Annotated in this window: 32 protein-coding genes and 1 tRNA gene; 22 read left to right on the forward strand and 11 right to left on the reverse strand. The window is 64.7% G+C overall.

The annotated features are described in order from the left end of the window. Positions 1 to 23 precede the first annotated feature (23 nt). Positions 24 to 2,006, forward strand: a complete 1,983-nt coding sequence (locus tag DTPSY_RS04110; protein WP_012655799.1) for a dynamin family protein — start codon at positions 24 to 26, stop codon at positions 2,004 to 2,006. Further along, positions 2,003 to 3,076 carry an A/G-specific adenine glycosylase gene (gene mutY / locus DTPSY_RS04115; RefSeq protein WP_012655800.1) on the forward strand — a complete coding sequence of 358 codons (1,074 nt, stop codon included), beginning with the start codon at positions 2,003 to 2,005 and terminating at the stop codon, positions 3,074 to 3,076. The genes DTPSY_RS04110 and mutY overlap by 4 nt, the downstream gene beginning before the upstream one ends. A gap of 110 nt (positions 3,077 to 3,186) precedes the next feature. Here mutY and rapZ read toward each other — a convergent pair whose 3' ends face one another. The 4 genes from rapZ to DTPSY_RS04135 are packed head-to-tail and all read right to left on the reverse strand — an operon-like array spanning position 3,187 to position 6,896. After that, positions 3,187 to 4,050 (reverse strand): RNase adapter RapZ, encoded by an 864-nt coding sequence (rapZ, locus tag DTPSY_RS04120; RefSeq protein ID WP_012655801.1) that lies wholly within the window; start codon positions 4,048 to 4,050, stop codon positions 3,187 to 3,189. 3 nt (positions 4,051 to 4,053) lie between these two features. Beyond that, on the reverse strand, positions 4,054 to 5,718 hold the full coding sequence (gene recN, locus DTPSY_RS04125; RefSeq protein WP_012655802.1) for a DNA repair protein RecN: 1,665 nt from the start codon (positions 5,716 to 5,718) through the stop codon (positions 4,054 to 4,056). Positions 5,719 to 5,720: 2 nt separating this feature from the next. Then, the gene (locus DTPSY_RS04130; RefSeq protein ID WP_012655803.1) at positions 5,721 to 6,617 is read right to left on the reverse strand and encodes an NAD kinase; all 897 of its coding nucleotides are present in this window, start codon (positions 6,615 to 6,617) and stop codon (positions 5,721 to 5,723) included. Positions 6,618 to 6,632: 15 nt separating this feature from the next. Then, a complete protein-coding gene (locus DTPSY_RS04135; protein WP_012655804.1) occupies positions 6,633 to 6,896 on the reverse strand; it encodes a hypothetical protein in 264 nt (87 codons plus the stop codon). 132 nt (positions 6,897 to 7,028) lie between these two features. On the opposite strand from DTPSY_RS04135, the gene DTPSY_RS18350 reads away from it, so the two are divergent. The 10 genes from DTPSY_RS18350 (at position 7,029) to DTPSY_RS04185 (ending at position 13,344) form a co-directional block, all read left to right on the forward strand. Next, a complete protein-coding gene (locus DTPSY_RS18350; RefSeq protein WP_012655805.1) occupies positions 7,029 to 7,382 on the forward strand; it encodes a hypothetical protein in 354 nt (117 codons plus the stop codon). Then, positions 7,379 to 7,768: a hypothetical protein gene (locus DTPSY_RS04140; RefSeq protein ID WP_012655806.1), complete on the forward strand. Its 390-nt coding sequence runs from the start codon at positions 7,379 to 7,381 to the stop codon at positions 7,766 to 7,768. Before DTPSY_RS18350 ends, DTPSY_RS04140 begins: the two co-directional genes overlap by 4 nt. Beyond that, positions 7,765 to 8,139 (forward strand): hypothetical protein, encoded by a 375-nt coding sequence (locus DTPSY_RS04145; protein WP_012655807.1) that lies wholly within the window; start codon positions 7,765 to 7,767, stop codon positions 8,137 to 8,139. The genes DTPSY_RS04140 and DTPSY_RS04145 overlap by 4 nt, the downstream gene beginning before the upstream one ends. Continuing rightward, positions 8,139 to 9,326 carry a phage/plasmid replication protein, II/X family gene (locus DTPSY_RS04150; protein WP_012655808.1) on the forward strand — a complete coding sequence of 396 codons (1,188 nt, stop codon included), beginning with the start codon at positions 8,139 to 8,141 and terminating at the stop codon, positions 9,324 to 9,326. Before DTPSY_RS04145 ends, DTPSY_RS04150 begins: the two co-directional genes overlap by 1 nt. A gap of 10 nt (positions 9,327 to 9,336) precedes the next feature. Beyond that, entirely contained in the window at positions 9,337 to 9,663 is a 327-nt protein-coding gene (locus DTPSY_RS04155) for a hypothetical protein (protein WP_012655809.1), read from the forward strand. A 216-nt stretch (positions 9,664 to 9,879) separates the two neighbouring features. Then, positions 9,880 to 10,086: a hypothetical protein gene (locus DTPSY_RS04165; RefSeq protein WP_012655810.1), complete on the forward strand. Its 207-nt coding sequence runs from the start codon at positions 9,880 to 9,882 to the stop codon at positions 10,084 to 10,086. 3 nt (positions 10,087 to 10,089) lie between these two features. After that, positions 10,090 to 10,344 (forward strand): major capsid protein, encoded by a 255-nt coding sequence (locus DTPSY_RS04170; protein ID WP_012655811.1) that lies wholly within the window; start codon positions 10,090 to 10,092, stop codon positions 10,342 to 10,344. Positions 10,345 to 10,934: 590 nt separating this feature from the next. Then, positions 10,935 to 11,855 carry a hypothetical protein gene (locus tag DTPSY_RS18355; RefSeq protein WP_012655812.1) on the forward strand — a complete coding sequence of 307 codons (921 nt, stop codon included), beginning with the start codon at positions 10,935 to 10,937 and terminating at the stop codon, positions 11,853 to 11,855. Between the two features lie 2 nt (positions 11,856 to 11,857). After that, entirely contained in the window at positions 11,858 to 12,157 is a 300-nt protein-coding gene (locus tag DTPSY_RS04180) for a DUF2523 family protein (protein WP_012655813.1), read from the forward strand. A gap of 5 nt (positions 12,158 to 12,162) precedes the next feature. After that, the gene (locus DTPSY_RS04185; RefSeq protein ID WP_187148599.1) at positions 12,163 to 13,344 is read left to right on the forward strand and encodes a zonular occludens toxin domain-containing protein; all 1,182 of its coding nucleotides are present in this window, start codon (positions 12,163 to 12,165) and stop codon (positions 13,342 to 13,344) included. Here DTPSY_RS04185 and DTPSY_RS04190 read toward each other — a convergent pair. Beyond that, entirely contained in the window at positions 13,341 to 13,583 is a 243-nt protein-coding gene (locus DTPSY_RS04190; protein WP_012655815.1) for a hypothetical protein, read from the reverse strand. The genes DTPSY_RS04185 and DTPSY_RS04190 overlap by 4 nt on opposite strands. 794 nt (positions 13,584 to 14,377) lie before the next feature. Between DTPSY_RS04190 and DTPSY_RS04195 the strand changes: the two genes are divergently transcribed. The 4 genes from DTPSY_RS04195 to DTPSY_RS17865 all read left to right on the forward strand — a co-directional run bounded on the left by DTPSY_RS04195 (position 14,378) and on the right by DTPSY_RS17865 (position 16,411). Beyond that, positions 14,378 to 14,962 (forward strand): recombinase family protein, encoded by a 585-nt coding sequence (locus DTPSY_RS04195; protein WP_012655816.1) that lies wholly within the window; start codon positions 14,378 to 14,380, stop codon positions 14,960 to 14,962. A 9-nt stretch (positions 14,963 to 14,971) separates the two neighbouring features. Continuing rightward, complete coding sequence (gene hrcA / locus DTPSY_RS04200) at positions 14,972 to 15,976, forward strand: heat-inducible transcriptional repressor HrcA (protein WP_012655817.1); 1,005 nt, start codon at positions 14,972 to 14,974, stop codon at positions 15,974 to 15,976. A gap of 53 nt (positions 15,977 to 16,029) precedes the next feature. Then, positions 16,030 to 16,106: transfer RNA gene (locus DTPSY_RS04205), tRNA-Ile, on the forward strand. Between the two features lie 74 nt (positions 16,107 to 16,180). After that, a complete protein-coding gene (locus tag DTPSY_RS17865) occupies positions 16,181 to 16,411 on the forward strand; it encodes a hypothetical protein (protein ID WP_012655818.1) in 231 nt (76 codons plus the stop codon). Here the strand turns inward: DTPSY_RS17865 and DTPSY_RS04210 are convergent. Further along, positions 16,383 to 16,775: a Rid family hydrolase gene (locus DTPSY_RS04210; protein WP_041838960.1), complete on the reverse strand. Its 393-nt coding sequence runs from the start codon at positions 16,773 to 16,775 to the stop codon at positions 16,383 to 16,385. The two genes, DTPSY_RS17865 and DTPSY_RS04210, sit on opposite strands and share 29 nt — an antisense overlap. A gap of 112 nt (positions 16,776 to 16,887) precedes the next feature. On the opposite strand from DTPSY_RS04210, the gene DTPSY_RS04215 reads away from it, so the two are divergent. The 6 genes from DTPSY_RS04215 (at position 16,888) to DTPSY_RS04240 (ending at position 20,945) form a co-directional block, all read left to right on the forward strand. Then, positions 16,888 to 17,820, forward strand: a complete 933-nt coding sequence (locus DTPSY_RS04215; RefSeq protein WP_012655820.1) for a LysR family transcriptional regulator — start codon at positions 16,888 to 16,890, stop codon at positions 17,818 to 17,820. Positions 17,821 to 17,949: 129 nt separating this feature from the next. Next, a complete protein-coding gene (locus DTPSY_RS04220) occupies positions 17,950 to 18,573 on the forward strand; it encodes a YdeI/OmpD-associated family protein (RefSeq protein WP_012655821.1) in 624 nt (207 codons plus the stop codon). Between the two features lie 261 nt (positions 18,574 to 18,834). Then, positions 18,835 to 19,443 (forward strand): hypothetical protein, encoded by a 609-nt coding sequence (locus tag DTPSY_RS04225; protein WP_012655822.1) that lies wholly within the window; start codon positions 18,835 to 18,837, stop codon positions 19,441 to 19,443. 9 nt (positions 19,444 to 19,452) lie between these two features. Continuing rightward, on the forward strand, positions 19,453 to 20,037 hold the full coding sequence (locus DTPSY_RS04230) for a cysteine hydrolase family protein (RefSeq protein ID WP_012655823.1): 585 nt from the start codon (positions 19,453 to 19,455) through the stop codon (positions 20,035 to 20,037). Between the two features lie 18 nt (positions 20,038 to 20,055). Beyond that, positions 20,056 to 20,523, forward strand: coding sequence for a DUF421 domain-containing protein (locus tag DTPSY_RS04235; protein ID WP_015912597.1), 468 nt, complete (start codon positions 20,056 to 20,058; stop codon positions 20,521 to 20,523). Between the two features lie 89 nt (positions 20,524 to 20,612). Next, a complete protein-coding gene (locus tag DTPSY_RS04240; RefSeq protein WP_015912598.1) occupies positions 20,613 to 20,945 on the forward strand; it encodes an I78 family peptidase inhibitor in 333 nt (110 codons plus the stop codon). A gap of 80 nt (positions 20,946 to 21,025) precedes the next feature. On the opposite strand, the gene hemW is transcribed toward DTPSY_RS04240, so the two are convergent. The 5 genes from hemW to DTPSY_RS04265 form a co-directional block, all read right to left on the reverse strand. After that, complete coding sequence (gene hemW / locus DTPSY_RS04245; protein WP_011804362.1) at positions 21,026 to 22,270, reverse strand: radical SAM family heme chaperone HemW; 1,245 nt, start codon at positions 22,268 to 22,270, stop codon at positions 21,026 to 21,028. 92 nt (positions 22,271 to 22,362) lie between these two features. Further along, on the reverse strand, positions 22,363 to 22,980 hold the full coding sequence (rdgB, locus tag DTPSY_RS04250; protein WP_011804363.1) for an RdgB/HAM1 family non-canonical purine NTP pyrophosphatase: 618 nt from the start codon (positions 22,978 to 22,980) through the stop codon (positions 22,363 to 22,365). Between the two features lie 45 nt (positions 22,981 to 23,025). Continuing rightward, a complete protein-coding gene (gene rph, locus DTPSY_RS04255; RefSeq protein ID WP_015912599.1) occupies positions 23,026 to 23,760 on the reverse strand; it encodes a ribonuclease PH in 735 nt (244 codons plus the stop codon). Between the two features lie 76 nt (positions 23,761 to 23,836). Continuing rightward, a complete protein-coding gene (locus tag DTPSY_RS04260; RefSeq protein ID WP_015912600.1) occupies positions 23,837 to 24,739 on the reverse strand; it encodes a PP2C family protein-serine/threonine phosphatase in 903 nt (300 codons plus the stop codon). Then, positions 24,736 to 25,752, reverse strand: a complete 1,017-nt coding sequence (locus tag DTPSY_RS04265) for a serine/threonine protein kinase (protein ID WP_015912601.1) — start codon at positions 25,750 to 25,752, stop codon at positions 24,736 to 24,738. The genes DTPSY_RS04260 and DTPSY_RS04265 overlap by 4 nt, the downstream gene beginning before the upstream one ends.

Raw genomic sequence — 25,752 nt, forward strand, 5'->3', positions numbered from 1 at the left:
TTGCATTGATATCCGGGAGCAAAGTGGGACCTTCATTCAACGAACAGTTTGACCAGCACGGCGCATGGAGGCGTGCTTTCGCCCAGCAGCTCAAGCGCCTGGGGCAATGGATGGGTTCGCACGACCTCATGGACGCGGCTGTGGAGGAGCGTCTGCAGCGGCTGGAAGAGCAGGTGCGCAGCGACAAGGTGACCGTGGCTTTTGTGGCGGAGTTTTCGCGCGGCAAGTCCGAGCTCATCAATGCGATCTTCTTCGCCGGCTATGGCCGGCGCATCATGCCGGCCAGTGCGGGGCGCACCACCATGTGTCCGACCGAGCTGGGCTATGAAAACGGCACCGCCCCCAGCCTGCGCCTGCTGCCTATCGACACGCGCATGCAGTCCCTGGGGCTGGCCGAGTGGCGCCTGAAGGCAGACCGCTGGGTGAAGGTGCCGCTGGACATGGACGACCCGGCCCAACTCGCCCAGGCGCTTGAAAAAGTATCGGAAGTGCGCCGCGTGTCCGTGGACGAGGCGCGTGCGCTGGGTTTCTGGAGCGATGAGGCCGCCGACGAGAACCCCGTGCTGGACGCTGCCGGCATGGTCGAGGTGCCAATGTGGCGGCACGCGGTCATCAACATTCCGCATCCGCTGCTCAAGCAGGGGCTCGTGATTCTGGATACGCCGGGCCTGAACGCAGTGGGCGCGGAGCCCGAGCTCACCATCAACCTCATCCCGCAGGCCCACGCCGTGGTGTTCATCCTGGGCGCGGACACGGGCGTGACGCGCTCGGACCTGACCATCTGGCGCGACCACCTGGGCACGGCTGAAGACGCGACCGATGCGCGGCTGGTGGTACTCAACAAGATCGACACGCTGTGGGACACGCTCAGTTCCCCGTCGCAAGTGCAAGCACAGCTGGAGCGCCAGCGCCAGACATCGGCCGAATTGCTGGGCGTGCCGCTCAGCCATGTCGTGCCCGTGTCGGCCCAGAAGGGCCTGGTGGCCAAGATCAACTGTGATGACATCCTGCTGGAGTCCAGTGGGCTGCCGCTGCTGGAGGAAGCGCTGGCCGAGGGCATCATGGGCCGGCGCCAGGCCATCCTGCGGGCCACGGTGGCCAGCGGCGTGGCAAGCCTGCAGTCCGAGACGCGGCGGGTGATCAACATCCGCCGGCGCGATCTGGATGATCAGATGCTGGAGTTGCGCAGCCTGCGCGGCAAGAATGCCTCGGTGATCGACGCCATGCGCGGGCGCATCGAGCAGGAGCAGCAGGAGTTTGAAGCCAGCACGGCCAAGATTCAGGCCGTGCGGGCAGTGCACCTGAAGATGCTGCGCGAGGTGTTCCACCAGCTTGGGCCGCGTTCGCTCAAGGCGCAACTGGTGGAGCTCACCGAGGCGCTGCAGCCCAAAGGGCTCAAGCTGGGCGTGCGCAAGGTATATGGCGACACCTTCGCCAAGGTGCGCACCATCATGGAGGCCGCGCAGTCCACGGGCATCGAGATCCAGGCCATGCTGGGCGGCACCTTCCGCCAGCTCAACACGGAGTTCGGCTTCTCGTTGCAAGTACCTGCGGCGCCCCAATTGGGTAACTATGTGCAGGAGATCGTGGCAATCGAGCAGCGGCACCTGCAATACGTGGGCATGGGCAACACGCTGCGCCTGGCGCAGCCGGAGTTCGCGCAGCGCCTGTTGCGGGCCATGGGCCTGCGCCTGCGCACCGTGTTCGAGTCCGCGGCCAACGAGCTGGAGCTGTGGAGCAAGACGGCCACGGCGCAGTTGGACGCGCAACTGCGTGAGCGCAAGCGCAGCTTCTCGCGGCGCATCGAGGCGGTGAACCGCATCCAGCAGGCCGCCAACGGGCTGGTGGACCGCATCGCCGAGATCGAAGAGGCCGAGCAGCACCTCGCCGAACTGGAGCAGCGGCTGACCGAGCTGACCTCCGACCTCGTGCGGCAGCCGCAAGCGCCTGAGGGCGTGGACATCGACATACCCCTTACCGAACCCCAGCCGCTCGCGGCGTCATGAGCGGTCCGTCCGCAGAGCTGGCGACCCAGGTGGTGCGCTGGCAGGCAGCGCATGGGCGCAACCACCTGCCTTGGCAGAACACGCGCGATGCATACCGCGTGTGGCTGTCGGAGATCATGCTGCAGCAGACCCAGGTGGCCACGGTGCTGGAGTACTACACGCGCTTTCTGGCGCGCTTTCCCGACGTGCGCCAACTGGCTGCTGCGCCGCAAGACGAGGTACTGGCGCTGTGGAGCGGCCTGGGTTACTACAGCCGCGCGCGCAACCTGCACCGCTGCGCGCAGATCGTCGTGCACCAGCACGGGGGGGAATTCCCCCGCACGGTGGATGAGCTGGCGGCCTTGCCGGGCATCGGCCGCTCCACGGCAGGGGCGATAGCCGCTTTCTGCTTCGGCGTACGGGCGCCGATCCTGGATGCCAACGTGCGGCGCGTGCTCACGCGGGTGCTGGGGTTCGGCGCCGACCTGGCCGAGGCGAAGAACGAGCGCGCGCTATGGCAGCAGGCCGAGGCGCTGCTGCCACGGCAGGACCTGTCCCATGCCATGCCGCGCTACACGCAGGGCCTGATGGACCTGGGCGCCGGCATCTGCCTGCCCCGCAACCCCAATTGCCTGCTGTGCCCCTTGCAAGAGGCCTGCGTGGCGCGCCGCGACGGCAACCCGCAGGACTACCCGGTGCGCACGCGCAAGCTCAAGCGCAGCGCGCAGGCCTGGTGGCTGCTGCTGCGCCAGGATGGTGCTGGCCGGCTGTGGCTGGAGCGGCGTCCGCCCACCGGCATCTGGGCGGGGCTGTACTGTCCGCCGGTCTATGACAGCCGCGCGGCGCTGGACGAGGCGCTGCAGCTGCACGCCAGCTGCGATGCGCGGGATCTGCCGGCCTTCACCCACGTGCTGACGCACCGCGACCTGCACCTGCATCCGGTGCTGGCGCGCGATGCAACGCCGCAGCCGGATGCGCATTGCGCTGAGCAGCAGTCGGGGTGGTTCGCTCCGGTGCAATGGCCGGCGCTGGGGCTGCCCGCGCCCGTGCGCAAGCTGCTCGCCTCCCTTGGGGACGACTGTCAAAAATGAGAGCTGGTAGCGCCCGTAGATAGGCGACTTCCGGTAGAAAACTATTGCAAATCGTTCAATAGCAAGCGCTAGCAGCTACTAAAACAATAGCTGTCACCTAGCGGTGCATGCTAGATGCCGTCGAGCTCGCGGTGGCGGCGCAGCGTATTCCAGCGGCCCTCGAAGCGCGCCGCCAGCTGCTCCACCAGGTAGACGGAGCGGTGCTGTCCTCCCGTGCAACCGATGGCCACGGTCACGTAGCTGCGGTGGTTGTGGGCCAGCGCGTCCAGCCAGTGGTCCAGGAAGTCGCCAATGTGCGCCAGCATCAGCGCTACTTCGGGCTGCTGACGCAGGTAGTCGATGACCGGCGCGTCCTTGCCCGTGAGGGCGCGCAAGAGCGGCTCGTAGTGGGGATTGGGCAGCATGCGCACGTCGAACACATAGTCGGCGTCCATGGAGATGCCGCGCTTGAACGCAAACGACTGGAACACCAGGGTCAGCCGACTCGGCGGCACCGACAGCAGGTCCTTCACATAGCTCAGCAATTGCGAGGACCGCAGGGTGCTGGTGTCGATGACGTGTGCCTGCTCGCGCAGCGGGGCCAGTAGCTCGCGCTCCAACCGCATGGTGTGCAAAAGCGGGCGCGGACCTTCGCGCATCTCGGCCTGGGACAGAGGGTGGCGGCGCCGGGTTTCTGAAAAACGCCGCACCAGCACGTCGTTGGTGGCGTCCAGGAACAGTTGGCGCACCTGCACGCCCTGCTCGCGCAGGCCGGCCAACTGCTGCGGCACCAGGGGCAGGGCGGTGGCGCTGCGCACGTCCATGGCCACGGCAACGCGGTGGCCGTGGTGCGCGTGCTCCAGCTCCACGAAGGAGGTCAAAAGTTCCGGCGGCAGGTTGTCCACGCAGTAGTAGCCCGCGTCTTCGAGTGCATGCAGCGCGACGGACTTGCCCGAGCCGGACATACCGGTGATGACGACGACTTCCAGATCCATGGCTCAGGGTGTGGGTTTGGCGGCGCCCTGCAGCATCTCGCGTGCATGCGCCAGGGTGGTAGGGGACAGACGCTCGCCGCCCAGCATGCGCGCAATCTCGGCCACACGCGCCTCCTCGTTGGCGGCGGCCACGCTGCTGGTGGTGCCCTCGGCGTGCTTGTGTTTGGCCACCACAAGGTGATGGTCCGCGCACGCGGCCACCTGGGGCAGGTGGGTGACGGCCAGTACCTGCCGGGCCGTCCCGAGCTGCTGCATCAGACGGCCGACGGTCTCCGCCACGGCGCCGCCCACGCCCGAGTCCACCTCGTCAAAGATCAGCGTGGGCGCCTCGCCCAGCTCGCTGGTGGTGACCGAGATCGCCAGCGCCATGCGCGACAGCTCGCCCCCCGATGCCACCTTGCCGATGGGCCGCGGCGTCATGCCCGGGTGGCTGCTGACCAGGAAAGCCACCTGGTCGATGCCGTGCGGCCCAGGCTCGGCCTTGTCCAGTTGCACCTCGAAGCGCCCGCCCGCCATGCCCAGGCCCTGCATGGCGCGGGTGATGGCCTGCGCCAGTTGCGGCGCAGCCTTGGCGCGCTTTTGCGACAGGGCGCGTGCGGCCTTCTGGTAAGCGGCGCCATGGGTTTGCTCGGCGGCCTGCAATGCGGCCAGGTCAGTGGCGTTGTCCAAACGGTGCAGCGTGTCCTTCCAGTCTTGCAGCAGCGCGGGTAGTTCGGGTGGGGTGCGCTTGTAGCGGCGCGCTAGCTGCATCCACTGCGATACGCGGGCGTCCAGCTGCTGCAGCCGATCCGGGTCGGGCTCGGCGTGGCGCAGGTAGCTTTGCAGAGAGTGCGCCACATCGCCCGCCTGGGCGATGCAGGAGGTCAGCACCTCATTCATGGTGCGAAACGACGCGTCCACATGCTCGTAGTCCTGCAGCAGGTGCTGTGCCTGCGCCAGGGCCCGCAGCGCGCCGCCCGCGTCTTCGTCCTCCAGCACACTCAGGGCGGCCTGGGCGTTGTCCAGCAGCGACTGGGCGTTGGACAGTCGCGCATGCTCGACATTGAGTTCCTCCCATTCGCCATCGCGCGGCGCCAGCTTGTCCACTTCGCCGATCTGCCACTGCAGGCGCTCGCGTTCCTGTTGCAGCGTGTCCTGAGCAGCGCGGGCGTGGGTCAGCGCCTGCTGCGCGTCGCGCCAACTCGTCCACAGCGCGGCCAAGGGTTGCACCTGCACGCCGGCATAGGCGTCCAGCAGGCCGCGCACGGCGTCGGGCCGCGTCAGGCTCTGCCAGGCGTGCTGCCCATGAATGTCCAGCAGATGCTCGCCCACGGCACGCATCTGCGCTGCCGTGGCGGGGATGCCGTTGATCCAGGCGCGGCTCTTGCCTTGCACATCGACGGTGCGGCGCAGCAGCAGCGTGTCGTCGCGCGGAAAGCCCGCCTCGTCCAGCCAGGCTGCCAGCGCGATGGTGCCACCGTCGAATTCGGCGCAGACGTCGGTGCGCTGCGCGCCTTCGCGGATCACACCGGAGTCGGCACGCGCGCCCAGCACCAGTTGCAACGCGTCGATCAGGATGGACTTGCCGGCTCCGGTTTCACCGGTGAGCACGGTGAAGCCGGCATGCAGGTCCAGTTCGAGCGATCGCACGATCACGAAATCGCTCAGGGCGATCCGCCTCAGGGCCATGGTCAAGAACCTCCCTCGTACCAGCCCAGCTTCTTGCGCAGGGTGGCAAAGTAACTCCAGCCGCGCGGGTGCAGAAAGCACACCCGGTGCGCGGAACGGCGCACCAGTATGCGGTCGCCATGTTGCAGCGATGCGAGCGACTGCATGTCGAAGTTGGCGCTGATGTCGCGCCCGCCGGCCACCTCAATGGCCACTTCAGTCGCGTCGGAAAGCACGATCGGCCGGTTGGACAGGGTGTGCGGCGCGATCGGCACTAGCACCCAGCCGGGGATCGATGGGTGCAGCATCGGGCCGCCTGCAGACAGGGCATACGCCGTGGAGCCGGTGGGCGACGCGACGATCAGGCCGTCGGCGCGCTGGTTGGAAACGAATACGCCGTCTACCTCCACGCGCAGCTCCACCATGCCGGAGGTGGAGCCGCGGTTGACCACCACGTCGTTGAGGGCCAGCGCCTCGAACACGCACTCGCCACCGCGCATCACGCAGGCCTGCATCAACGGGCGCACGTCTTCTTCGTAGTCTCCGTGCAGGATGGGCGTGAGCGCGTCCTGGTAGCCCTCCAGCGGAATGTCGGTAATGAAGCCCAGCCGCCCCTGGTTGATGCCCACCAGCGGCGTGCCGTAGCCGGCCAGCCGCCGGCCCACGCCCAGCATGGTGCCGTCGCCGCCTACGACCAGGCACAGGTCGCATTGCCGGCCGATCCCCTCCACATCCAGCGTGTGGTATTGCGTGAGGCCCGTGTGGGCGGCGGTTTCGGCCTCCAGCGTCAACTCGCAGTCCTGCTGGGTGACGAACTGGGCAATGCTCTCGATGATCTGCCGTGCGCTGTCGGACGCTGAAACGGCGCCAGGCCCCGGGTATTTGCCTATGACTGCAACGCGGCGGAAGATGGGCTTCATGCAGAAATTACATCATTAAAGTGATGTCATTTTGCGGACGCGCTTGAGCATGCGTTCTTTGCACGCGCTGTCACGCTCCGATTCCAGCGCGGCCACGACGATCCAGTCCTTGGGGTCCTTGCCAAGCTCTTCCGCGAGGGCTCCGGCAATGGCGGGGCTGAGGCTTCCTCTGTACTTCGCTGTGTACAGGGCGCGCTTTGTGAGTCCAAGCGATTCAGCCCAGGCGCTGAGGTCTTTAACTTGCTCTGCATCTGCTAGCAAATTCATAGTGCTGTGCATCTTCACTCCTTTACTCGTGTTGTATAAAAGTTACACGAGTTGAATAAATCATACTAGGCTCTTGTTATTCCTTGTGAATAACGATAGGCTCCGTTCGTTACGCGACTTGTGTAACGCATCTAGGAGCCGGCAATGCCCCATTCCCCCATCACCGCAGGAACCAAAGTCGTCTACCAGGAAGGCGTCTACACGGTCCGCGCCGTAGACGGCAACGTTCTCGAGCTGGCTTACCACACGGGCGATTTCTTCCGCCTGGTGCACGCCTCCAGCGTCCTCGTTTGCCCACCCCCTGCCACCCAAACGGCGGCCAGCTTGCCGGCTCCAGTCGCCGGGCAGGGGGCGGGCACCCCTTCTGCGTTCCTCGCATGGGAATGTGTCGATGGACCTGATCCTCTGCCGCGTTGGGAGCGGCACTGCGGCTCTCGATCTGAGGTGTTGATCGGTGCCTCCTTTGCCCTGTTGCTGGACCCTTGGGGCAACGTATGAGGCTCGTCTCCAAACACGCCCAGGTCGGCTACCAGACCCCCGGCGAGCGCCCCGGCTGCCGCAACTGCGCGCACTTTGAAGTCACGCGCCATGACAGCCCGGTCATCGCCCCGCGCACGGCCTGCACGCTGCACGACCTCGAAGTCACCAGCGGCGGCATCTGCAACAGCCACAAGCTCCAGCGCAAGGCCGGCGAGGCCGAGCTCGCATTCTTGGCCCGCCAGCGCAATCTGCTGGAGCACCAGGCCGCAGATCTGCGCGATGTAGTGCAGGCAATGAAGGAACAGACCCAGCGAGCTCGCCAGTCCCTGGCGGGCTTCGACGGTCGTACGCACGCGATCTCCCGCGGTCGCGTTGTTCCCCAAGCTAGGGAGCGTCGCGCATGAAGCCCATCAACGGCGGCCAGTCGGCCTTGATCCACATGGGCTACGCGGTCCAAGAGCCGCGCATGAGCGCCGACGCTTTGCGCATCGTTCGCGTGGCATCGCACCTGCGCATGTGCCTGCAGAGCCCCGAGCGCTCCGCATGGTTCGACCACCATGTTTTTGAGGTGGACACGCTGCTTCGCGGCTATGCCACGGACTACATCACCCAGGCCACGACGGACCTGGACTTTCACGCCTTCCTGAGTCGCGAAGCGGCTGCAGGACGGCGTTTTTCGCGCGCTCTGCCACGGGGCGGTTTTTGTCAGGCGGGCGTGGTAGCACCGCCTGACAGTCTCATGTGCGAGACAAACGCATCCACGGGGCGGCGCTGATGGCCTACGACACCGTCAAGCTCCGTTCTCCGTTCATGGACGCCTCGCTGATGGCCCGCATCGAGCAGCAATGCATCCTGCGTTCGGGCCTGCACCTGGGGACCGGCGAAGTGCTGTACGAGCTCCACGCGGGCGAACTGCTGGGCTCATGGGACAGCCGCATTGCGATCAAGCCGATGCACGAAGAGCATGTCGCGGACAAGAACGGCCGCGTGGCGATGCACCCTTGCGAGCCGTACCTACTGGTCGAGGCCAGCGTGCACAAGGTCATGTTGGGCCACAACGTGTACGGAGGCCCCAGCGACTTCCGGCAAGCGTGCTGCGATCTGATCGCCCTCGTCGAAAAGCTTTTGGACACCGACTTGCCAGGAGCGGACTGGTGGACCGTCCACCGCGTGGACGTGGCGAACGTCTTCGACCTGCCACAAGCCCAGGTGAAGCGCTTCTTCGAGTCCATGCAGTTGCTGAGCTTCCCCAGGCGCGGCAAGAAGGCCATGAAGACTGCCCAGTCGCTGTACTTCCCCGGCAAGACAACCACGGTCAAGTTCTATCACAAGGGGCCGGAGTTCAGGCTCCACGACGCGGGACGCTTGAAGCGCTTTTTCCGCATCCTTTTCAGCCACCTGCACGGCGACGACGACGGCAAGAACCATGAGCGAGCCGAACGGAAAGTGCAGGCCCTTCAACGCCTGGCGGACAAGCGCCTGCGCGTTGAAGTGGAAATCCACGCAGACAAGCTGCAGTACGACTTTGGCAGGTGCCCCCTGGTGTCCGAAGTCCGCGACGACTACCTGCAGCGCATTCACGACAGCGAAATCGAGCGAGTACTCCGAGAAGGGAAGCAAGGCATGGAAACCGTCCGCACCGAAGAGGCTGTATGGCAGCGCCTGCAGGAATGCCATCCAGCCAAGCTCGCTCACGTTCTGCACGCCTTCTGGCAGGTCATGGCCACACGTGGCGATGACAAGGCCCGCGAGCGCTACACCAAGCCCACTTTCTACCGCAACCGCAAGCTGCTGGAAGAGTCCGGCGTGAGCTGGCGCGGCTCGGACGTTTTCATCGTCGCCAACGACTGTCCTATCCACGATTTCGCGCCGTTGCGCGCGGATCGCCGCTTCTGCCACCTCCCGGCGCGGAATCGGCCTGAGTACCACGTCAGCCGGGACCTGTTGCGGCTTGCCGCTTGAAAGTTGAACCATGAACGCACCCGCCACCGCATCCCCATCCCAGGGAACCCGCGCACCTGCTCCCATGCAAGTGGTGATCAAGGGCCGCATCGACGCCGCGCGCCGCCACGACAAGACCACGTACACGCGCATCGTCACGCCTGCGCCCGATCCGTACAGCCGTCCCCAGACCGTTGAAGTGCGTAGCCGCCAGCGCCTGGGCCAGGCTGGCGACGAAATCACCGTGCAGGCCCAGCTCGGCGGCTACACGCGCAAGCCGTTTCGCAGCACCGACAAGGAAACGGGCGAAGTGACCATGGTCACCCCGGTGGACTTGACCCTGGACGCCGTCGAATGACCGCGCAACAGATGCTCATCCTCGCCATTGTTGGCGGCTTGGCTGGGGGCGTGCTGTGGAGTGCGTTCACGGCTTGCGCAAATGTATTGGCAGCCAGGCTCACGGCTTGGGAAGAGCGCGAAGCGCGTATAGGCGCGGCCCGCGCGCGCGCTGCGCGCCCTGTCGAGGTCGGTGCACGCTCTGCGGGCGCTGACCTCGACAGCAGCACTCACGGCCATGGCTGACCCTCAGGTCATCCAGTGCGCGGCGGAATGCGTGGTCACGGTTGTCCACGAAATCCGCATCCCCCCTTTCACGCTCTCCATTGAGGAGGGCGCAGCGATCGCCGGAGCCATCACGGCGGTGTGGGCTGCGGCCTATGTGTTTCGCATGGTCGCGCAGTTCATTTATTCCCGATGGCACTCAACCTCTGAAAGCGAGTAACCCATGTCTCTTTTCCTTAAAGCCAAGCAGGCCGGTCTGAACTTCGTGAAGTCCAGCAAAACCCACGCCGGCGCAGCTGCGGCCCTGGTCGTTACATCCCCCGTGTTTGCGCAGACCGCTCAGGCGCAACCTGATGTGACTGAGGTGGTCGCGTACATCCTGGCGTCTACAGCCACCATTGCGCTGATCGGCAACGCCAGCTTGATCGTGCGTGTTTCGCTGCGTGTCTACAACTGGGTGCGCTCGGCCATTCGCTGATCGTTTGATCGGCGCGCCCCTGACCGGCCGGCAGGGGCCTTTGCCAAAGCGTCCACGTTGGGTGCTTCGTCAAGGGGAGGTTTCATGGGCCTGTACGTCATCATCGCGATCTTGGGGGCGGCGTGGCTCATCTTCTCCGCTTGATCGTCTTTTCCTTCTTTGTGTGCGTGGTTCCGGCATCTGCGGCTGTCCCTAAAGGGCCGGGGGATTGCGTTTCCAGTGCCCCAAAGGCTGAGGGTAGCCCGCATAACATCTGTGGTGGCTATGGCCCTGCGGAAACCACGTTTGTTATTCGGCTCGATACGAGCAACGCTACGACTACGCGGTGCAAGGGTGGCGCGATCTGTAATGAGGTCGGTTTCGTGAGTAACCTTCACTGGAACACGGTTAGCCTCTGCCCTTCCGGCTCTACCCCGAACGCACAGGGCACGTGCGATTGCACGGCGCCCCTGGTTGAGAAGGACGGCGCATGCGTCGCGCCATCGGATCCGGTTGCTGAGTACTGCGCTTCTCTACCCGGAGCGCAGCATTCCAATCAGGAGGTGGTGACGGGTAGCAGTGCGCCGCCCTCTGTGGGCTGCACGCCGACGATGTATGTCGATCAGACAACGCGGGGGTGTGGCGGAACGTTTCAGCGGGAGTTCAGCGCGCAGCACGACGGAAAGTGGTATCACTACGGCACTCTCACGCTGACGGGTGGTACCTGCAACCTCGTAGAAGGCGCCACTGGAGAGAACCCGGACGGCACCACGCCCACGGACGCTGCCCCGCCTGCTGATGATCGCAAGTGTCCCAATGGCTTCCCTGGCACGGTGAACGGCATTGAAACCTGCGTTCCGTATTCCGGTCAGAACGGTGTGGGCGTTTCCGGTGGCACGACGACGACAACGAACCCCGATGGCAGCACCACCACGACAACGACGCAGGGGCAGACTTCGTGCACTGGTGCTTCGTGCACCACCACAACCACCACGACGACGACAACCGGTGGCGGCACGCCGTCTACGACGACCACCAGCACTACGACCACGCGCAATGAGTTCTGCCGCAAGAACCCGACGGACCCCGTGTGCACGGGGTCGGCTACCGGTGGCGGGGGTACTGGTGATGGTGACGAGAAAGCGTCCAGCTTTGGCGGCTCCTGCGGCGCCTGGACATGCGAAGGCGATGCGATCCATTGCGCGATAGCCAAAGAGCAGCATCAGCGTGCCTGCAAGCTCATTGACGATCACACCAGCCAAGAGGCGCAGCTGTACGCCAGCAGCAAGGGTAAGGACGGCAACGTCACGGCAGATCTGCCGGGTAACTCGTCGCTGAGCTTCGGCGCCGAACACTACGACTCCACTGCGCTGCTCGGCGGCGGCTCGTGCGTGTCGGACCTCAGTGTGGAAGTGTTCGGGAACGTGGTCTCCCTGCCGGTCAGCAACGTCTGTCCCTATGTCCAATGGCTGCGCATCATCCTGCTGGCCATCGGCGCTTTGTTGTGGATGGTCATCGTGTTCAAGGGGTAAGCATGCCGGCGTTTCTCGCAATGCTGCTGGGTGGTCTGATCAACGTGGCGGGCACCATCGCCGGCCGCGTGTTGATCGGCTTGGGCATCAGCGTCATCACGTTCTCGGGCCTGTCGGTCACGCTCACATGGGTGAAGAACCAGGCCATATCCGCGCTGCAGGGCCTGCCTGCGGAGATGGTCCAACTGCTGGCCTACGCGGGCGTGGGCGAGTTCGTCAGCATCGTGGCCTCCGGCCTGGCCGCGCGCCTGCTGCTCAACGGCCTGACCGATGGCAGCATCAAGAAGTGGGTGATGAAATGAGGCCCTTGCGCTCTCTGCGCCGCCAGCGCGGCTTTTTGTACCTTACTACTGGCGGCAACGGCACCGGCAAGACGCTGTTTACGCTCTATGACGTGCGCAAGCTCCAGCTGGAGACTGGTCGCCCGGTGTACTTTTCTGGCTTTGAGGCCAAGCAGCCGCTGCTGGATTTTGGGTGGCAACCCTTTGAGCCGGAGTGCTGGCAGGATCTGCCTGACGGGTCGATCTGCTTGGTGGACGAGTGTCAGAAAGTCATGCCTGTGCGCGGCACCGGCAAGCCGCCGGAGTGGATTGCGGCTATCGCCGAGGTGCATCGCAAACGCGGCTTTGACTTCTTCCTGATCACGCAACACCCGCTTAATTTCGATTCGTTCGTCCGTCGTCTGGTGGCCGCGCCTGGTTGGCACCGGCACTTCAAGGCGAGCTCCATGGGTGACAGCTCCAATGAGCTGAAATGGTCCTCGGTTAAGGACAACCCGCAGGTGGCCAATAGCTCGGCCATGGGCGAGGTGACATCCCGCGCGTTCCCTCGGGAGGTGTATGACTGGTACGCCTCGTCCAGCCTGCACACGGCGCGCAAGCGGATCCCGCTGAAGGTCTGGGGCGCCATCGCGGGCGTCATTGCGGCGTTCGGCATGGTCGGTTTCGCCGTGTGGCACTTCCTCGGCTACACCGGGGCGCCAGCGGCTGCTAAGCCGGCAGCTGCCCCGGAGGCGTCCGCGCTGTCAAAGATGCTGACCCCTGCTGCAGCGTCTGGTGTCGGTAGCTCGGAGCGGCAGCCGCTGACGGTGGCTGAGTACGTCGAGCAGCGCAAGCCGCGCCTGCCTGGGTTCCCCAACACGGCCCCGGTGTATGACCAGGTCACGCAACCCGTCGAGGCTCCGTACCCTGCAGCCTGTGTCAAGATGGGCCAGCGTTGCGACTGCTATACCCAGCAAGCGACGCTGCTGCAGGTGGCTCACGACGTGTGCATGCAGATCGTCCAGCGCGGCTATTTCATGGATTGGAAACGTCCTACGACGGAGGCAGTCCGACAGCCGCGGCGCGACGAACCAGTGCGCCAGGCTGCGCCAGTGCAGTCGCCCGTGGTCATCAACATGCCTGCCCAGGCCCAGCAGGTCCAGCCAGTGTCTGAATGGTCACAAGGGCTCGCGGCGCGGAATGCTGAAGTGCGCTCCATGGTGCGCTAGTCGGCGCGCAGGTCCTGGGCGTCTACGGTTTCCTTGACAAGTGCCCAGCGATAGCCGGCAGGGGCCGGCGGTCTTTCGTGGGTGCGGCGGTTGCCTCCGGCTTCACGGATGCCATCGCGCACCCCGGCTTTGATCACCCAGTAGGTAGCCCAAAACAGCAGGATCAGGATGATCAAGCCCACGACGGCTTCAAAGATCATGGCTCGCATCGCCACTTGTTCAAGCTGCTGGTAGTTCATGGGCGGGAGTCTATCTTCCCCAACTCAGGGAAAAAGGATCCCCCCGGGGTATGGGGCAACGCCCCATGGTCTCGCCTGGCCGCGCCCGTGGCCCCACGGCACGTGGCACCAGGTCAATCCGCGCCCGCAGCAACCATGCCCACCAGGCCGAAGGCAACCCGAAGGTGTCGCGGCAGTCGCGCCCCTGCAGCAGCTCGCCGCGAAGCGCACGGGTGAAGCCACTGGGAGGCCTACTCGTGCTTGAGAAACACGGTATTGCGCGAAGCGCTCCAACGCCTGCAGCGGAAGGGTCTGGACTCCAGAGGAGATCGGAGATCTCTGGCAGGAGTCTGGAGCCTGCAGCATCGCCGCCGACAGGCAGTGCCACAGCCCCCACGACACCAGCGAAGCACCTCAGAGGGAAACGCAGTTTCCCGGCAGAGGTGTGCAGCGAAACGCCCCAACTCGGGGAAAAGGAACCCCCCGGGGTATGGGGCAACGCCCCATGGTCCCGCCTGGCCGCGCCCGTGGCCCCACGGCACGTGGCACCAGGTTAATCCGCGCCCGCAGCAACCATGCCCACCAGGCCGAAGGCAACCCGAAGGTGTCGCGGCAGTCGCGCCCCTGCAGCAGCTCGCCGCGAAGCGCACGGGTGAAGCCACTGGGAGGCCTACTCGTGCTTGAGAAACACGGTATTGCGCGAAGCGCTCCAACGCCTGCAGCGGAAGGGTCTGGACTCCAGAGGAGATCGGAGATCTCCGGCAGGAGTCTGGAGCCTGTAGCGGGATAGCATTGCCCAAAAGGGAGGGCAGGGCGTGACCGTATGGGGATATGCGCGCGTGTCGACGCTGGAACAGAACACTGCAGCTCAGCTCGCGGCGTTCCGGCGTGCAGGCATTGAGCAGGTCGTTGAAGAAAAGCGCTCGGGCGTGAAGGACCGCCCCGAGCTCGAGAAGCTGCTACTCCAGCTGCAGGCCGGTGACGTCCTGGTCGTCTACAAGCTGGACCGTTTGGCGCGGTCCGTGTCGCACTTCGTGAAGGTGTTCGACCAGCTCAAGGCGAAGGGCGTGGGCTTTCGTTCGTTGACCGAAGCCATAGAGACCGACACGCCGCAAGGACGCATGTTCCTGCACCTGTTGACGGCGTTCGCCGAGTTCGAGAGGGAGTTGATCCGGGAGCGGTGCCTGGCTGGGCAACGTGCCGCGCGTGCGGCGGGGAAGACGTGGGGGAGAAAGCGGGTTCTGTCGGACGACGACGCGGCTCAAGCGGCAAATGCGTGGCGCAGTGGTTGGTACACCCAGGCCGTATTGGCGGACATGCTGGGCGTCACCGTTGCTTGCCTGCGAGACTGCATCCACCGGCATGAGCGTCGGGGCCGGTGGGCGGGGTTACCAACGTAAAATGATTCAATGCTTGATGACCGCTCCAAGTTGTTACTCAAGGCCTTGGTGGAACGCTACATAGCCGAGGGGCAGCCGGTCGGCTCCAGAACCTTGTCGCGGGCATCAGGGCTTGAATTGTCGCCCGCCACCATACGCAATGTGATGGCAGACCTGGAGGACCTGGGGCTTATTGCCAGCCCCCACACCTCCGCGGGCCGTGTGCCCACCGCCAAGGGCTATCGCCTGTTCGTCGACACCATGCTCACCGTGCAGCAGGAGCAGTTGCCGACAGTCCAGCTCATGCCCGAGCAGCCGCAGAAGGTGATCGCCAACGCCGCCCACCTGTTGTCGAGCCTGTCGCAGTTCGTGGGGGTGGTGATGGCGCCGCGGCGCGCCTCGGTGTTTCGCCACATCGAATTCCTGCGGCTGTCCGAGAAGCGTTTTTTGGTGATCATCGTCTCGCCCGACGGTGATGTGCAGAACCGCGTGATCTTTACCGAGGCCGATTACTCCCAGTCGCAACTGGTGGAGGCCGCCAACTTCCTCAACGCCAACTACGCGGGCCTCACCATGGAGCAGGTGCGCGAGCGCCTGAAGCTGGAGGTGGACAAGCTGCGCGGAGAAATCGCGGCGCTGATGCAGGCCGCGGTGAGCGTGGACTCGGAGGCCATGTCGGGGTCGCAGGACGAGGTGGTGTTCTCGGGCGAGCGCAACCTGCTGTCTGTGAGCGATTTTTCCAGCGACATGAGCCACTTGCGCCGTGCGTTCGACCTGTTCGAACAAAAGACGCAGATCCTGCGCCTGCTGGACATTTCCAGCCGGGCAGAAGGGGTGCGCATCTTCATTGGCGGAGAGAGCCAGGTGGTGCCATTTGAAGAGCTGTCCGTGGTGAGTGCACCCTATGAGGTCGACGGTCAGGTGGTGGGCACCCTGGGCGTGATCGGCCCCACGCGCATGCCCTATGACCGCATGATCCAGATCGTGGACATCACCTCCAAGCTGGTCTCCAACGCCCTGAGCCACCGAAAGTAGCCCCTACAATACGCGCCGCTGCGCCGCCTACGAGGCAGGGCAGCGCACCCCTTGGGGCGTTAGCTCAGTTGGTTAGAGCAGAGGACTCATAATCCTTTGGTCGTTGGTTCAAGTCCAACACGCCCTACCAAGTAGATAAAAGAAATTCTGCTATCAATATGATAGCAGAATTTTTTCTTTGAGGGTCCATGTAGCCATCAGGCAATGGTTTTGGGTGGCTTGCCGTCAGTTCACCCATCGCTGTCGATCGACCTCTGGTCGCTGGGTTTTTCCCCGAAGCTCGATGCTGGCGAGTATTCGCTGGCTGCGCTGACACCGGAACTGATCGCCAAGTACCGCGACGACCGACTCTCTGGCCTGGATCGCAAGGACTCCAAGGGCAAGCCTTTCCCCAAGGACTCAGTGTTTAGCTTGGAAGCTTTGCGATTACCTTGATTTCGAACTGGAAGCCGTAAAGCCAGGTTACGCCGATACCGGTCAGCGTGGGATAGGGGGCATTGCCCCAATAGTCCGGCACGATCTGCCAAATGCGCTCGAAATTCTTCTCGGGATCCACTACGAACACCGTCACGTCGACTACGTCGTCAAAGCTGCACCCGGCTGCCTCCAGCACAGCGTTCAGGTGAGTGAAGGCGAGGCGGACTTGAGATTCCAGATCGGGCTCTGGCGTGCCATCTGCACGGCTGCCCACTTGGCCCGAGACGAATAGAAAGCCGTTGGACCGGACCGCTGGTGAGTAGCGGTTCTTCTTGTAAAGAGCTTGGCGGCCTGGCGGGAAGACAACGTCGCGTGGAGGCATGGGGATATCTTTCATTGGTTAAAAGAATCCACTGTAGACACGGGATCTGTTCGGATAAACAGGAAAGTATCATCAACAGTGTTTGCAAAATCCGGACAATCTCCTGACCTCGATGGATCGTTTCGACGCTATGGTGGCCTTTGCTCGCGTGGTAGAGACACGCAGCTTTACCCAGGCCGCTCAAACGCTGCACATGAGCAAAACTACGGTAACTCAGCTTGTGCAGCAGTTGGAAGCGCGTTTACGGGTCAGGCTTTTGAACCGCACCACCCGCAAAGTGAACGTGACAGCCGAAGGTGCCGCCTATTACGAGCGTGTCGTGCGTCTGTTGGGCGACCTGGATGATGCGGAGACCAGTCTGACCAGTGCCTCAAGCGCGCCTCGAGGCCGCCTGCGGGTGGACGTGCCCAGCCCTCTGGCACGCATGGTCCTTGTTCCGGCTTTTGCTGCATTCCATGCGCGCTATCCGGACATCCAGCTGCACATGGGTGTGAGTGACCGAGTGGTCGATCTGATCGATGAAAACGTCGATTGCGTGGTGCGGGGAGGTGAGCCGGGCGACGCCTCGCTTGTGGCAAGGCATGTAGGCGATCTTTCCATGGGGCTGTATGCGGCACCTACATACTTGGCGAATGCCGGAATGCCCTTGCACCCCAAGAACCTGGAGGCCGCACCGCACCACATCGTGGGCTTTCTGGGATCAAGCACCGGACGCGTCTTGTCCTGCGTATTGCACCGCGGTGACGAACAAGTGCGCGTGATGGGCCGTTACGCGATTGCCACCGACGATGGCAATGCCTACCTGGCGGCAGGCGTTGCCGGTCTGGGGGCGCTCTGGTTGCCTCAGTACATGGCAGCGCCGCATCTGGCGCGGGGCGAACTGGCGCCGCTGTTTGAGGACTGGGCCATTGCGCCGATGCCGCTGTATATCGCGTTTCCTCCCAACCGTCATGTGGGCGCTCGGCTGCGGGTGTTCATGGATTGGATGGTTGAACTGATGAAGACGCATGCTCCGCTGTCCGGGGCGTATCCGCATCGGCGCTGAGAGGAGGGGCGTTGGACTGCGCCAGGGGATTGCGCCACCTGGCAGCCAACGGGTGCGGCGGCACGGCCTGCAGCTCACAGCTTCTCTGGCCATAACGACAAGCGGCGCTCTTGGGGCACACTCTGATTGATGACTGTCGCCAGCTCCAGCATTCAACTTGAATCTGCCCCGGCCTCGTTCAAGAGCGCCAAAGCTTTCGATGCATGGTTGAGGAAGAACCATGCCGCTTCGGGCGGCCTCTGGCTCAAGATCGCGAAAAAGGGCGCTCAAGAACCCAGCGTTACCTACCCCCAGGCGTTGGAAATCGCACTCTGTTGGGGCTGGATCGACGGTCAGAAAAAAGCTCTCGACGATCAGCACTACCTCCAGCGTTTCACGCCGCGGCGCGCGCGCAGCATCTGGTCGAAAGTCAACGTCGACAAGGTCGAGGCACTCATAGTGGCGGGCCGCATGCAGGCGCCTGGCTACGCCCAGATCGAAGCGGCCAAGGCCGATGGGCGCTGGGCACGGGCTTATGACAGCGCTCGTACGTCTACCGTACCCGAGGATCTGTTGGCCGCGTTGGAAATTGACGCAAAGGCCAAAGCCTTCTTTGCAACGATCAATGCGGCCAATCGTTACGCAGTACTGTGGCGCATCCAGACAGCCGTGAAAGCAGAAACGCGCGCCAGACGAATCGCCCAGTTGGTTGATATGCTCGCACGCGGCGAAACCATCCACCTTTTCAAAGCTCGTTCTCGCGCCGGACAGTGAATGCCACGCGCATGGCGCGACGGCTTGCTGTCGGCACCAGTCCTTCAAGCACTACCTGACCCCAATGTCACACCCCGCTATCGCGTTGATAGCGGGGTTTTGTCTTTTCGTCTGCGATCAACGCGACAGCGGTCGGCTGCGCGGCTGCTTTGTTCGGAAATTGCATTACGCGCAAATAGGCCGTTGCCTACGGCGCGGGACCGGTCCGCCTCACACCATGGGCTTCTCTTGCATTCCAACCCCACAACCTGGAGAAGACCCATGCCCAAGCCACGTTATGACGAAGCCCAACTCAAGGATCTGCTGTTGCAGATGATGGAAACCGAGCTGGGTGGTGAGCAGGTGTACCGCGCGGCAATCGACTGCGCGACCAATGAAGACCTCAAGAAGGAATGGGAGGGCTACCTCGACGAGACGCTATCGCACCAAAACGTGGTACGCACGACCTGCGAAAAGCTGGGAATCGACCCCGACGAGGTGGTGCCTTCGCGCCTGGTGGTCAAGCACATCGGCGATTCGCTGGTTAAGGCGATCGAGTTGGCCCGGCAGGCCGGCAATCCTGCGCAGGCCCAATTGGTTGCCTGCGAATGCGTGGTGTATGCCGAGACCAAGGACCACGCCAACTGGGAGCTGCTGGGCAAGGTGGCGGAGGTGGCGACCGGGGATGTCGGTCGCGCCCTGAAAGATGCCCATGAGCGCGTGGAGAAAGACGAGGACCACCACCTGTACCACACCAAGGGCTGGTGCCGCGAGCTGTGGATTGCAAGCCTGGGCATGCCGGCGGTGCTGCCTCCGCCGGAAGAGGTCAAACAGGTAGAGACGGCCATTGGCGCGTCGCGCGCGGAGCAGCAACGCGACGCGATGCTTTGAGGAGGCTGCGTGGCGCGCCCCGCTGCATTGCGCCGCACGCCGCTGCCGCGCAGCAAACACGTGCTGCTGTTGGTGGATGTGATCAATCCGCTGAATTTCCCTACAGCGGCAGACCTGCTGCCCGGAGCGGTACGCGCCGCGAACGCCATTGCGCGGCTGAAGGCACGCCTGGCGCGGCGCGGGGTCACGGCGATCTATGCCAACGACAACTACGGCACGTGGCACAGCGACTTCCGTGACATTCTCACGGCCTGCCGCGCGCTGCCGGGGGCGCGCGGCGAGATGGCCTGCCTGCTTGCGCCCGCGCCGCAGGATCTGGTGATCCTCAAGCCACAGCATTCGGCGTTCCATTCGACTCCCTTGCAGCATTTGCTGGACAAGATGCAGACCGAGCAGCTGATCATCGTGGGCCTGGCCGCCGACATGTGCGTGATGCTGACGGCCACCGATGCGCGCATGCTGGGCTACAAGGTGTGGGTGCCGTCGGATTGCACCGCCGCGGAATCGGAACACCGCAAGACGGAGGCCCTGCGGCAATTGCATGAGGTGTTCAAGTGCGCCGTACGGCCTGCGGTACGGGCGGCTGCACCCTGACTGACCGGAGCGACCGCTATGTTCAACCTGGACTTACCCGCCGCAGAGCTGGTGCTGCGCGCCGCCATGGTCTACGGCCTGCTGCTGGCGCTCATGCGCGTCAGCGGCAAGCGCACCGTCGGGCAATTCACGCCGTTCGACCTGCTGGTGGTGATGCTGGTCAGCGAGGCCGCGGGTCCGTCCATGACGGGCAAGGACCAGTCGCTGTGGGGTGGTCTCATCGTTTGCCTCGTGCTGATCGGATTGAACATCCTGGTGGGGATACTCACGGCCCGCTTTCGCATGGCCGAGAAACTGCTGGAGGGCGAGGCGATCCTGCTGGGGCGCAATGGGCATGTCTTTGACACGGTGCGCAAGCGGCATCGCGTATCGGAGAACGACGTGGAGCGGGCGTTGCGCGAGGCCGACTGCGAGAAAGAGGAAATGCGCTACCTCTTCCTGGAAGCCGACGGCAGCTTGAGCGTGCAAAAGCACCGGGAGGATTAGCCGCGTCGCCGCCGGGTTACCGATGGTGACGGCCCGTGCACCGCGGCTGCGGTATGGTGCTGCATTTTTCGGAGCAGGAGGCAACAGGCATGCGTTATTTCATGAAGGCAGGCGGCGCCGTGGCCGTGGTAGGGCTGATGATGGCAGGTTGTTCGTCGATCGGACCGGGCAGCAGCCCGGCGCCCGCGCCCATTGGCGCCAGCACGGCCCCGGTGGGCGGTGAATGCAACGCCCAGAGCGCGCAGGCGGCCGTGGGTAAAAATGCCACGGCCAAGGTGGTGGAGGACGCGCGTGTGCGCTCCGGCGCGCGATTGGCGCGCGTGCTGCGCCCGGGCCAGATGATCACCAAGGAGTTCGATGGCCAACGCCTCAACCTGGAGGTGGACGCCAGCGGCAAGATCATTGCCGTGCGCTGCGGCTGATCAGCCGCAGGAATGTGGCGCCGACGAAGTGTGCGCGGCTGTGGCCGGGCACGCTTCGTCGGTGTGCTTTCGGCGCCCGCTCAGTCCGCCAGGAAGAGCGCCTGCAGGTCGCTCAGAAAGTCAAAGCCCCGCTGCGTGGGACGCACGCGCTCCATGTCGCGCGTGATCAGGCCCTGCGCCTCGGCCTGCTGCAGGCCAGCGGCTATGGCCGTGATCGCCAGGCCCGTACGGGCGGTGAAGTCCTGCAGCGCAAAACCCTCCTGCAGCCTTAGCGCATTGAGCATGAACTCGAACGGCAGGTCCGCGCGGCGCACGTCGTCGTCTTGCGCGATGGCGCGCCCTGCGAGTGCTCCGGCCATGTAGAGCTGCGGATCGCGCAGGCGCACCTGGCGCACCACCCGGTGCGCAAAGCTGAGCTTGCTGTGCGCGCCCGCGCCAATGCCCAGATAGTCGCCAAACTGCCAATAGTTGCGGTTGTGCACGCATTGGTGGCCCTCGCGTGCATAGGCCGATACCTCGTAGCGTGCAAGGCCTGCCGCGCCCGTCAGTTCGGTGATGCGGTCGAGCATGGCATAGGCTGCGTCGTCCTCGGGCAGCGGTGGGGGGTACTTGGCGAAGTAGGTGTTGGGCTCGATGGTCAGGTGGTAGATGGAGATGTGCGGCGGCTGCAGCGCGAGCGCGGTGCGCATGTCCTCGTCCAGCTCGGCCGGCGTCTGGCCGGGCAGGGCGTACATGATGTCGAGGTTGAAGGTGTCGAAGGCCTGTGCGGCCTCTTCCACCGCGGCCAGCGCCTGTGCGCGGTTGTGCACGCGGCCCAGCGCCTGCAGGTGCCGGTCGTTGAAGCTTTGCACGCCGATGGACAGCCGCGTGACCCCCGCGCCGCGGTAGGCGCGAAAGCGCTCCTTCTCGAACGTGCCGGGGTTGGCCTCCAGCGTGATTTCGCAGCCCGCGTCCAACCGCAGGCGCGCACGGATGTCGCCCAGCAGCCGGTCGATGGACTCGGGTGCAAACAGGCTGGGCGTGCCGCCGCCAATGAAGATGCTGTGCACCGTGCGGCCCCAGATCAGCGGCAGGGCGGCCTCCAGGTCGGCCAGCAGGGCGTCGATGTAGCGCGCTTCGGGCACGCCGCCATCGCCACCCATGCCGCCGCGCGCCTCGTGCGAGTTGAAGTCGCAGTACGGGCATTTGCGCAGGCACCACGGCAGGTGCACGTACAGCGACAGCGGCGGCAGGCTGGGCAGCTGCAGCAGGCCGGGGCGCATGTAGTGCTGCACGTCGCGCAGCGGCGCGCCGGACTGCGCGGCAGGGAGGATGGGGATGGTCATACGAGTCTAAAAACCATAGCTGCTGGCGCTTGCCTGACAACCATTTCAGTATCAAAAGACATTGAAACCCTTATCTGGCAAGCGCTAACCGCTCACCTTTCTGAGGTTCCGGCAAACCAATGCTCGCGCATCAGTTCCAGCATCTGGCGCGATGAGCGGCCGCGGTGGCTGTGGGCGTTCTTCACCTCGGGCGGCAGCTCGGCAAAGGTCTTGCCGAAGGCGGGCAGCACCATCACCGGGTCAAAGCCGAAGCCGCCCGTGCCGCGCGGCGCGCGTGCAATCTCGCCGGCCACGCGGCCCACGGCGATCAGTGGCTCGGGGTCCTGCGGGCTGCGCACGGCCACCAGCGTGCTGACCATCGCGGCGCGGCGGTCGTCGATGCCCTGCATCTGCTCCAGCAGCGCGCGCACGTTGTTGGCGTCGCCCTTGTCGTAGCCGAACTGCGTGGCGTAGTAGGCCGTCTGCACGCCGGGCTGACCGCCAAAGGCCTGCACGCACAGGCCGGCGTCGTCCGCCAGCGCGGGCAGGCCGGTGTGGGCGCTGGCAAAGCGGGCCTTGGCCAGTGCGTTCTCGACGAAGGTGTGGAACGGCTCCTCGGCCTCGCCCACGCCCAGTTCGGCCTGGGGAATGAGCTGCACGCCCAGCGGGGCCAGCATGGCCTGCAGTTCGGCGAGCTTGCCGCGGTTGTTGGAGGCGAGTACGAGTTTCATGGTCAAAAAGGTCTTTAGCGCATATCAATCAAGCGCAAACAGCTATCAATTGCGTAGCGACTGCCGTTGCAGGGCGACCAGCTCGGCGATGCCCTTCTCGGCCAGCGCCAGCAGTTGGTCCATTTCCTGGCGCGAGAAGGCCGCGCCCTCGGCCGTGCCTTGTACCTCCACATAGTGGCCGGTGCCGGTCATCACCACGTTCATGTCGGTGTCGCAGGCCACGTCCTCCACATATTCCAAGTCCAGCAGCGGTTGGCCCTGCACGATGCCCACGGACACGGCGGCCACCGCACCGGTGAGCGGCGATGCGCTGATCTTGCCCGCAGCCAGCAGGGTGTTGACCGCGTCCTGCGCCGCCACCCAGGCGCCCGTGATCGCGGCGGTGCGTGTGCCGCCGTCGGCCTGGATCACGTCGCAGTCGATCTGGATCGTGCGCTCACCCAAGGCTTTGAGATCAAAGACTGCCCGCAGGCTGCGGCCGATGAGGCGCTGGATCTCCTGCGTGCGTCCGCTTTGCTTGCCGCGCGCGGCCTCGCGGTCGCTGCGGGTGTGGGTGGAGCGGGGCAGCATGCCGTACTCGGCCGTCACCCAGCCTTCGCCGCTGCCGCGCTTGTGCGGCGGCACCTTCTCCTCGACCGACGCGGTGCACAGCACGCGCGTGTTGCCGAACTCGATGAGTACCGCGCCCTCGGCATGCATGGTGTAGTGGCGCGTGATGCGGATGGGGCGCAGCTGGTCCAGGGCGCGGCCGCCGCTGCGGGCAAAGGGGGTGGTGTTCATGGCAGGTCCAGGTCAAAGAAGGGGCTCCCCGCGCTCCTGGCGGAGAGCGGAGGAGGCGGTGCGCCCGGGCCGCGGCCTACAGCTTGCGCGCGGCAGAGCGCCGGATGGCTTCGTTGATTTCGGCGATCGAGCGTTCGATGGTCTCGTCGTCCAGGTCGTCCGCAAAGCTCTCCAGCGGGCCAGCCTGAATGGTGGAGGCGAACACGTCGTCACTGATGCTGTCGGTGGAAATGCCCTGGGTGGACTCGAACGTGTCGGGTGTTTCCCACTCCATGGCCACCACGGTCACGTTGTCGCTGCTGTCCCCGGCCTTGCGCAGGGCGTCCTCGACCAGGTCGGGCACGGCGTTGGAGACGGTCTGGCGGCCCAGCTGGCGTGCGATGGTCTCATCGTCCAGCGCGCCCCACAGGCCGTCGGAGCACAGCAGGATGCGGTCACCCTGCTCCAGCAGCACGGGGCCGGCCACGTCGTACAGCGGCTTGGTGGGAGAGCCCAGGCAGGTGAACAGCACGTTGCGGTTCACGCGCTCCAGCCCGGCGATGGCGGCGTTGCGCAACTCCAGGTAGGAGTGGTCACGCGTGCGCATGAGCAGCTCGCCCCCGCGCACGAGGTACAGGCGCGAATCGCCGCAGTGGATCCAGCTGGCGCGCCCGTCTTGCACCACGGCGATCACCAGCGTGGTGCGCGGCGTGTCGAGCATGTCCTTGGTGGTGCCATAGCGCAGGATCTGATGGTGCGCGCCCAGCAGTGCGGTGGAGAGGAACTCCTGCACATCCTTCAGCGTGGGCTTGGCTTGGCGCTGGAACATCGCGGAGACCGTCTGGATGGCGATCTGCGCGGCGACCTCGCCCTCCGGGTGGCCGCCCATGCCGTCAGCCAGCACGAACAGCACCGACTCGCGCGTGTAGCAGTACCCCATGCGGTCTTCGTTCTTCTCGCGCCCGCCGCGGCGGCTGATCTGAAAGACAGAGAACTTCATTTAGGCCGCGCTCCCAGACCGGTGGCTTCGCCCACCTTTTGCACGTTTTTCTTGGTGTCCGACACCAGGGTGTCGAGCTGCATGCGCATCTTCTCGGCCACCGACAGCTTGGTATAGCGGCGCTCGCCCTCGCGGCTGAGCTCCTTTTGCAGCGCGAACACCGATTGCGGGCGCGACAGCGGATCGAGCGCCATGCACCATTCGACCACCTCGATCAGGTTGTCCGAATACACGCCGCGCAGCTTGTTCAGCGCCAGCGACAGGCGGTCCTTCTCCTGGCGCTGCGGCGCCTCGTTGGGCGGAAATCCCTGCATGCACGCATAGATGCAGGCGCCAACGGCGTAGATGTCCGTCCAGGGGCCCATCTGCGAGTCGCGGCGGTACATCTCGGGCGCAGCAAAGCCGGGGGTGTACATCGGGCGGATGAAGTTGCCCTCTTTGGAGAGTACCTCGCGCGCGGCGCCGAAGTCGATCATCACCGCGCGGTTGTCGTCGGTGATGAAGATGTTGGCGGGCTTGATGTCCAGGTGCAGCATCTTGTGCTGGTGCACGATGCGCAGGCCGCGCAGCACCTCATCGAACAGCGAGCGGATGGTGGACTCGCGGAACACCTTCTGCGTCTTGAGGTCGCGTGCGGTGATGATGAAGTCCTGCAGGGTCGCGCCCTCCAGGTAGTTCATCACCATGTAGACGGTCTCGTTCTCGCGGAAGAAGTTGAGCACGCTCACCACGGAGGCGTGCGAGATCTGCGCGAGCGCACGGCCTTCCTCGAAGAAGCTCTTGAGGCCCAGACGGTAGAGCGAGAGCTTCTCGGGCGGCACCTTGGGCAGCAGTTCGCCCGGTGCACGCGTAGCCAGAGAAGCGGGGAGGTATTCCTTGATGGCCACTTGCTGGCCTTCGGCGTCAATGGCGAGGTACACCACGCCAAAACCACCGGAGGACAGCCGTCGCACCACGCGGTAGCCGCCAATGGCGGTATCGGGGGGCAGGGGGGCCGGCTTGATTTTTGACAT

The sequence above is a fragment of the [Acidovorax] ebreus TPSY genome (assembly GCF_000022305.1).
GTDB lineage: Bacteria > Pseudomonadota > Gammaproteobacteria > Burkholderiales > Burkholderiaceae_C > Diaphorobacter > Diaphorobacter nitroreducens.

What these genes read in the sequence shown, in the direction of transcription:
- DTPSY_RS04225 (WP_012655822.1), top strand. Translation starts at nt 18,835, where the DNA reads ATGCCCAAGCCACGTTATGACGAAGCCCAACTCAAGGATCTGCTGTTG.
- DTPSY_RS04260 (WP_015912600.1), bottom strand. Translation starts at nt 24,739, where the DNA reads ATGAAGTTCTCTGTCTTTCAGATCAGCCGCCGCGGCGGGCGCGAGAAG.
- DTPSY_RS04220 (WP_012655821.1), top strand. Translation starts at nt 17,950, where the DNA reads ATGACTGTCGCCAGCTCCAGCATTCAACTTGAATCTGCCCCGGCCTCG.
- DTPSY_RS17865 (WP_012655818.1), top strand. Translation starts at nt 16,181, where the DNA reads ATGGTTTTGGGTGGCTTGCCGTCAGTTCACCCATCGCTGTCGATCGAC.
- DTPSY_RS04170 (WP_012655811.1), top strand. Translation starts at nt 10,090, where the DNA reads ATGTCTCTTTTCCTTAAAGCCAAGCAGGCCGGTCTGAACTTCGTGAAG.
- DTPSY_RS04135 (WP_012655804.1), bottom strand. Translation starts at nt 6,896, where the DNA reads ATGCACAGCACTATGAATTTGCTAGCAGATGCAGAGCAAGTTAAAGAC.
- DTPSY_RS04145 (WP_012655807.1), top strand. Translation starts at nt 7,765, where the DNA reads ATGAAGCCCATCAACGGCGGCCAGTCGGCCTTGATCCACATGGGCTAC.
- DTPSY_RS04210 (WP_041838960.1), bottom strand. Translation starts at nt 16,775, where the DNA reads ATGCCTCCACGCGACGTTGTCTTCCCGCCAGGCCGCCAAGCTCTTTAC.
- mutY (WP_012655800.1), top strand. Translation starts at nt 2,003, where the DNA reads ATGAGCGGTCCGTCCGCAGAGCTGGCGACCCAGGTGGTGCGCTGGCAG.
- DTPSY_RS04130 (WP_012655803.1), bottom strand. Translation starts at nt 6,617, where the DNA reads ATGAAGCCCATCTTCCGCCGCGTTGCAGTCATAGGCAAATACCCGGGG.
- rdgB (WP_011804363.1), bottom strand. Translation starts at nt 22,980, where the DNA reads ATGAAACTCGTACTCGCCTCCAACAACCGCGGCAAGCTCGCCGAACTG.
- DTPSY_RS04140 (WP_012655806.1), top strand. Translation starts at nt 7,379, where the DNA reads ATGAGGCTCGTCTCCAAACACGCCCAGGTCGGCTACCAGACCCCCGGC.
- DTPSY_RS04215 (WP_012655820.1), top strand. Translation starts at nt 16,888, where the DNA reads ATGGATCGTTTCGACGCTATGGTGGCCTTTGCTCGCGTGGTAGAGACA.
- DTPSY_RS04180 (WP_012655813.1), top strand. Translation starts at nt 11,858, where the DNA reads ATGCCGGCGTTTCTCGCAATGCTGCTGGGTGGTCTGATCAACGTGGCG.
- DTPSY_RS04190 (WP_012655815.1), bottom strand. Translation starts at nt 13,583, where the DNA reads ATGAACTACCAGCAGCTTGAACAAGTGGCGATGCGAGCCATGATCTTT.
- rph (WP_015912599.1), bottom strand. Translation starts at nt 23,760, where the DNA reads ATGAACACCACCCCCTTTGCCCGCAGCGGCGGCCGCGCCCTGGACCAG.
- DTPSY_RS04235 (WP_015912597.1), top strand. Translation starts at nt 20,056, where the DNA reads ATGTTCAACCTGGACTTACCCGCCGCAGAGCTGGTGCTGCGCGCCGCC.
- DTPSY_RS04265 (WP_015912601.1), bottom strand. Translation starts at nt 25,752, where the DNA reads ATGTCAAAAATCAAGCCGGCCCCCCTGCCCCCCGATACCGCCATTGGC.
- DTPSY_RS18355 (WP_012655812.1), top strand. Translation starts at nt 10,935, where the DNA reads ATGTATGTCGATCAGACAACGCGGGGGTGTGGCGGAACGTTTCAGCGG.
- DTPSY_RS04165 (WP_012655810.1), top strand. Translation starts at nt 9,880, where the DNA reads ATGGCTGACCCTCAGGTCATCCAGTGCGCGGCGGAATGCGTGGTCACG.
- DTPSY_RS04240 (WP_015912598.1), top strand. Translation starts at nt 20,613, where the DNA reads ATGCGTTATTTCATGAAGGCAGGCGGCGCCGTGGCCGTGGTAGGGCTG.
- DTPSY_RS04150 (WP_012655808.1), top strand. Translation starts at nt 8,139, where the DNA reads ATGGCCTACGACACCGTCAAGCTCCGTTCTCCGTTCATGGACGCCTCG.
- DTPSY_RS18350 (WP_012655805.1), top strand. Translation starts at nt 7,029, where the DNA reads ATGCCCCATTCCCCCATCACCGCAGGAACCAAAGTCGTCTACCAGGAA.
- recN (WP_012655802.1), bottom strand. Translation starts at nt 5,718, where the DNA reads ATGGCCCTGAGGCGGATCGCCCTGAGCGATTTCGTGATCGTGCGATCG.
- rapZ (WP_012655801.1), bottom strand. Translation starts at nt 4,050, where the DNA reads ATGGATCTGGAAGTCGTCGTCATCACCGGTATGTCCGGCTCGGGCAAG.
- hrcA (WP_012655817.1), top strand. Translation starts at nt 14,972, where the DNA reads ATGCTTGATGACCGCTCCAAGTTGTTACTCAAGGCCTTGGTGGAACGC.
- DTPSY_RS04155 (WP_012655809.1), top strand. Translation starts at nt 9,337, where the DNA reads ATGAACGCACCCGCCACCGCATCCCCATCCCAGGGAACCCGCGCACCT.
- hemW (WP_011804362.1), bottom strand. Translation starts at nt 22,270, where the DNA reads ATGACCATCCCCATCCTCCCTGCCGCGCAGTCCGGCGCGCCGCTGCGC.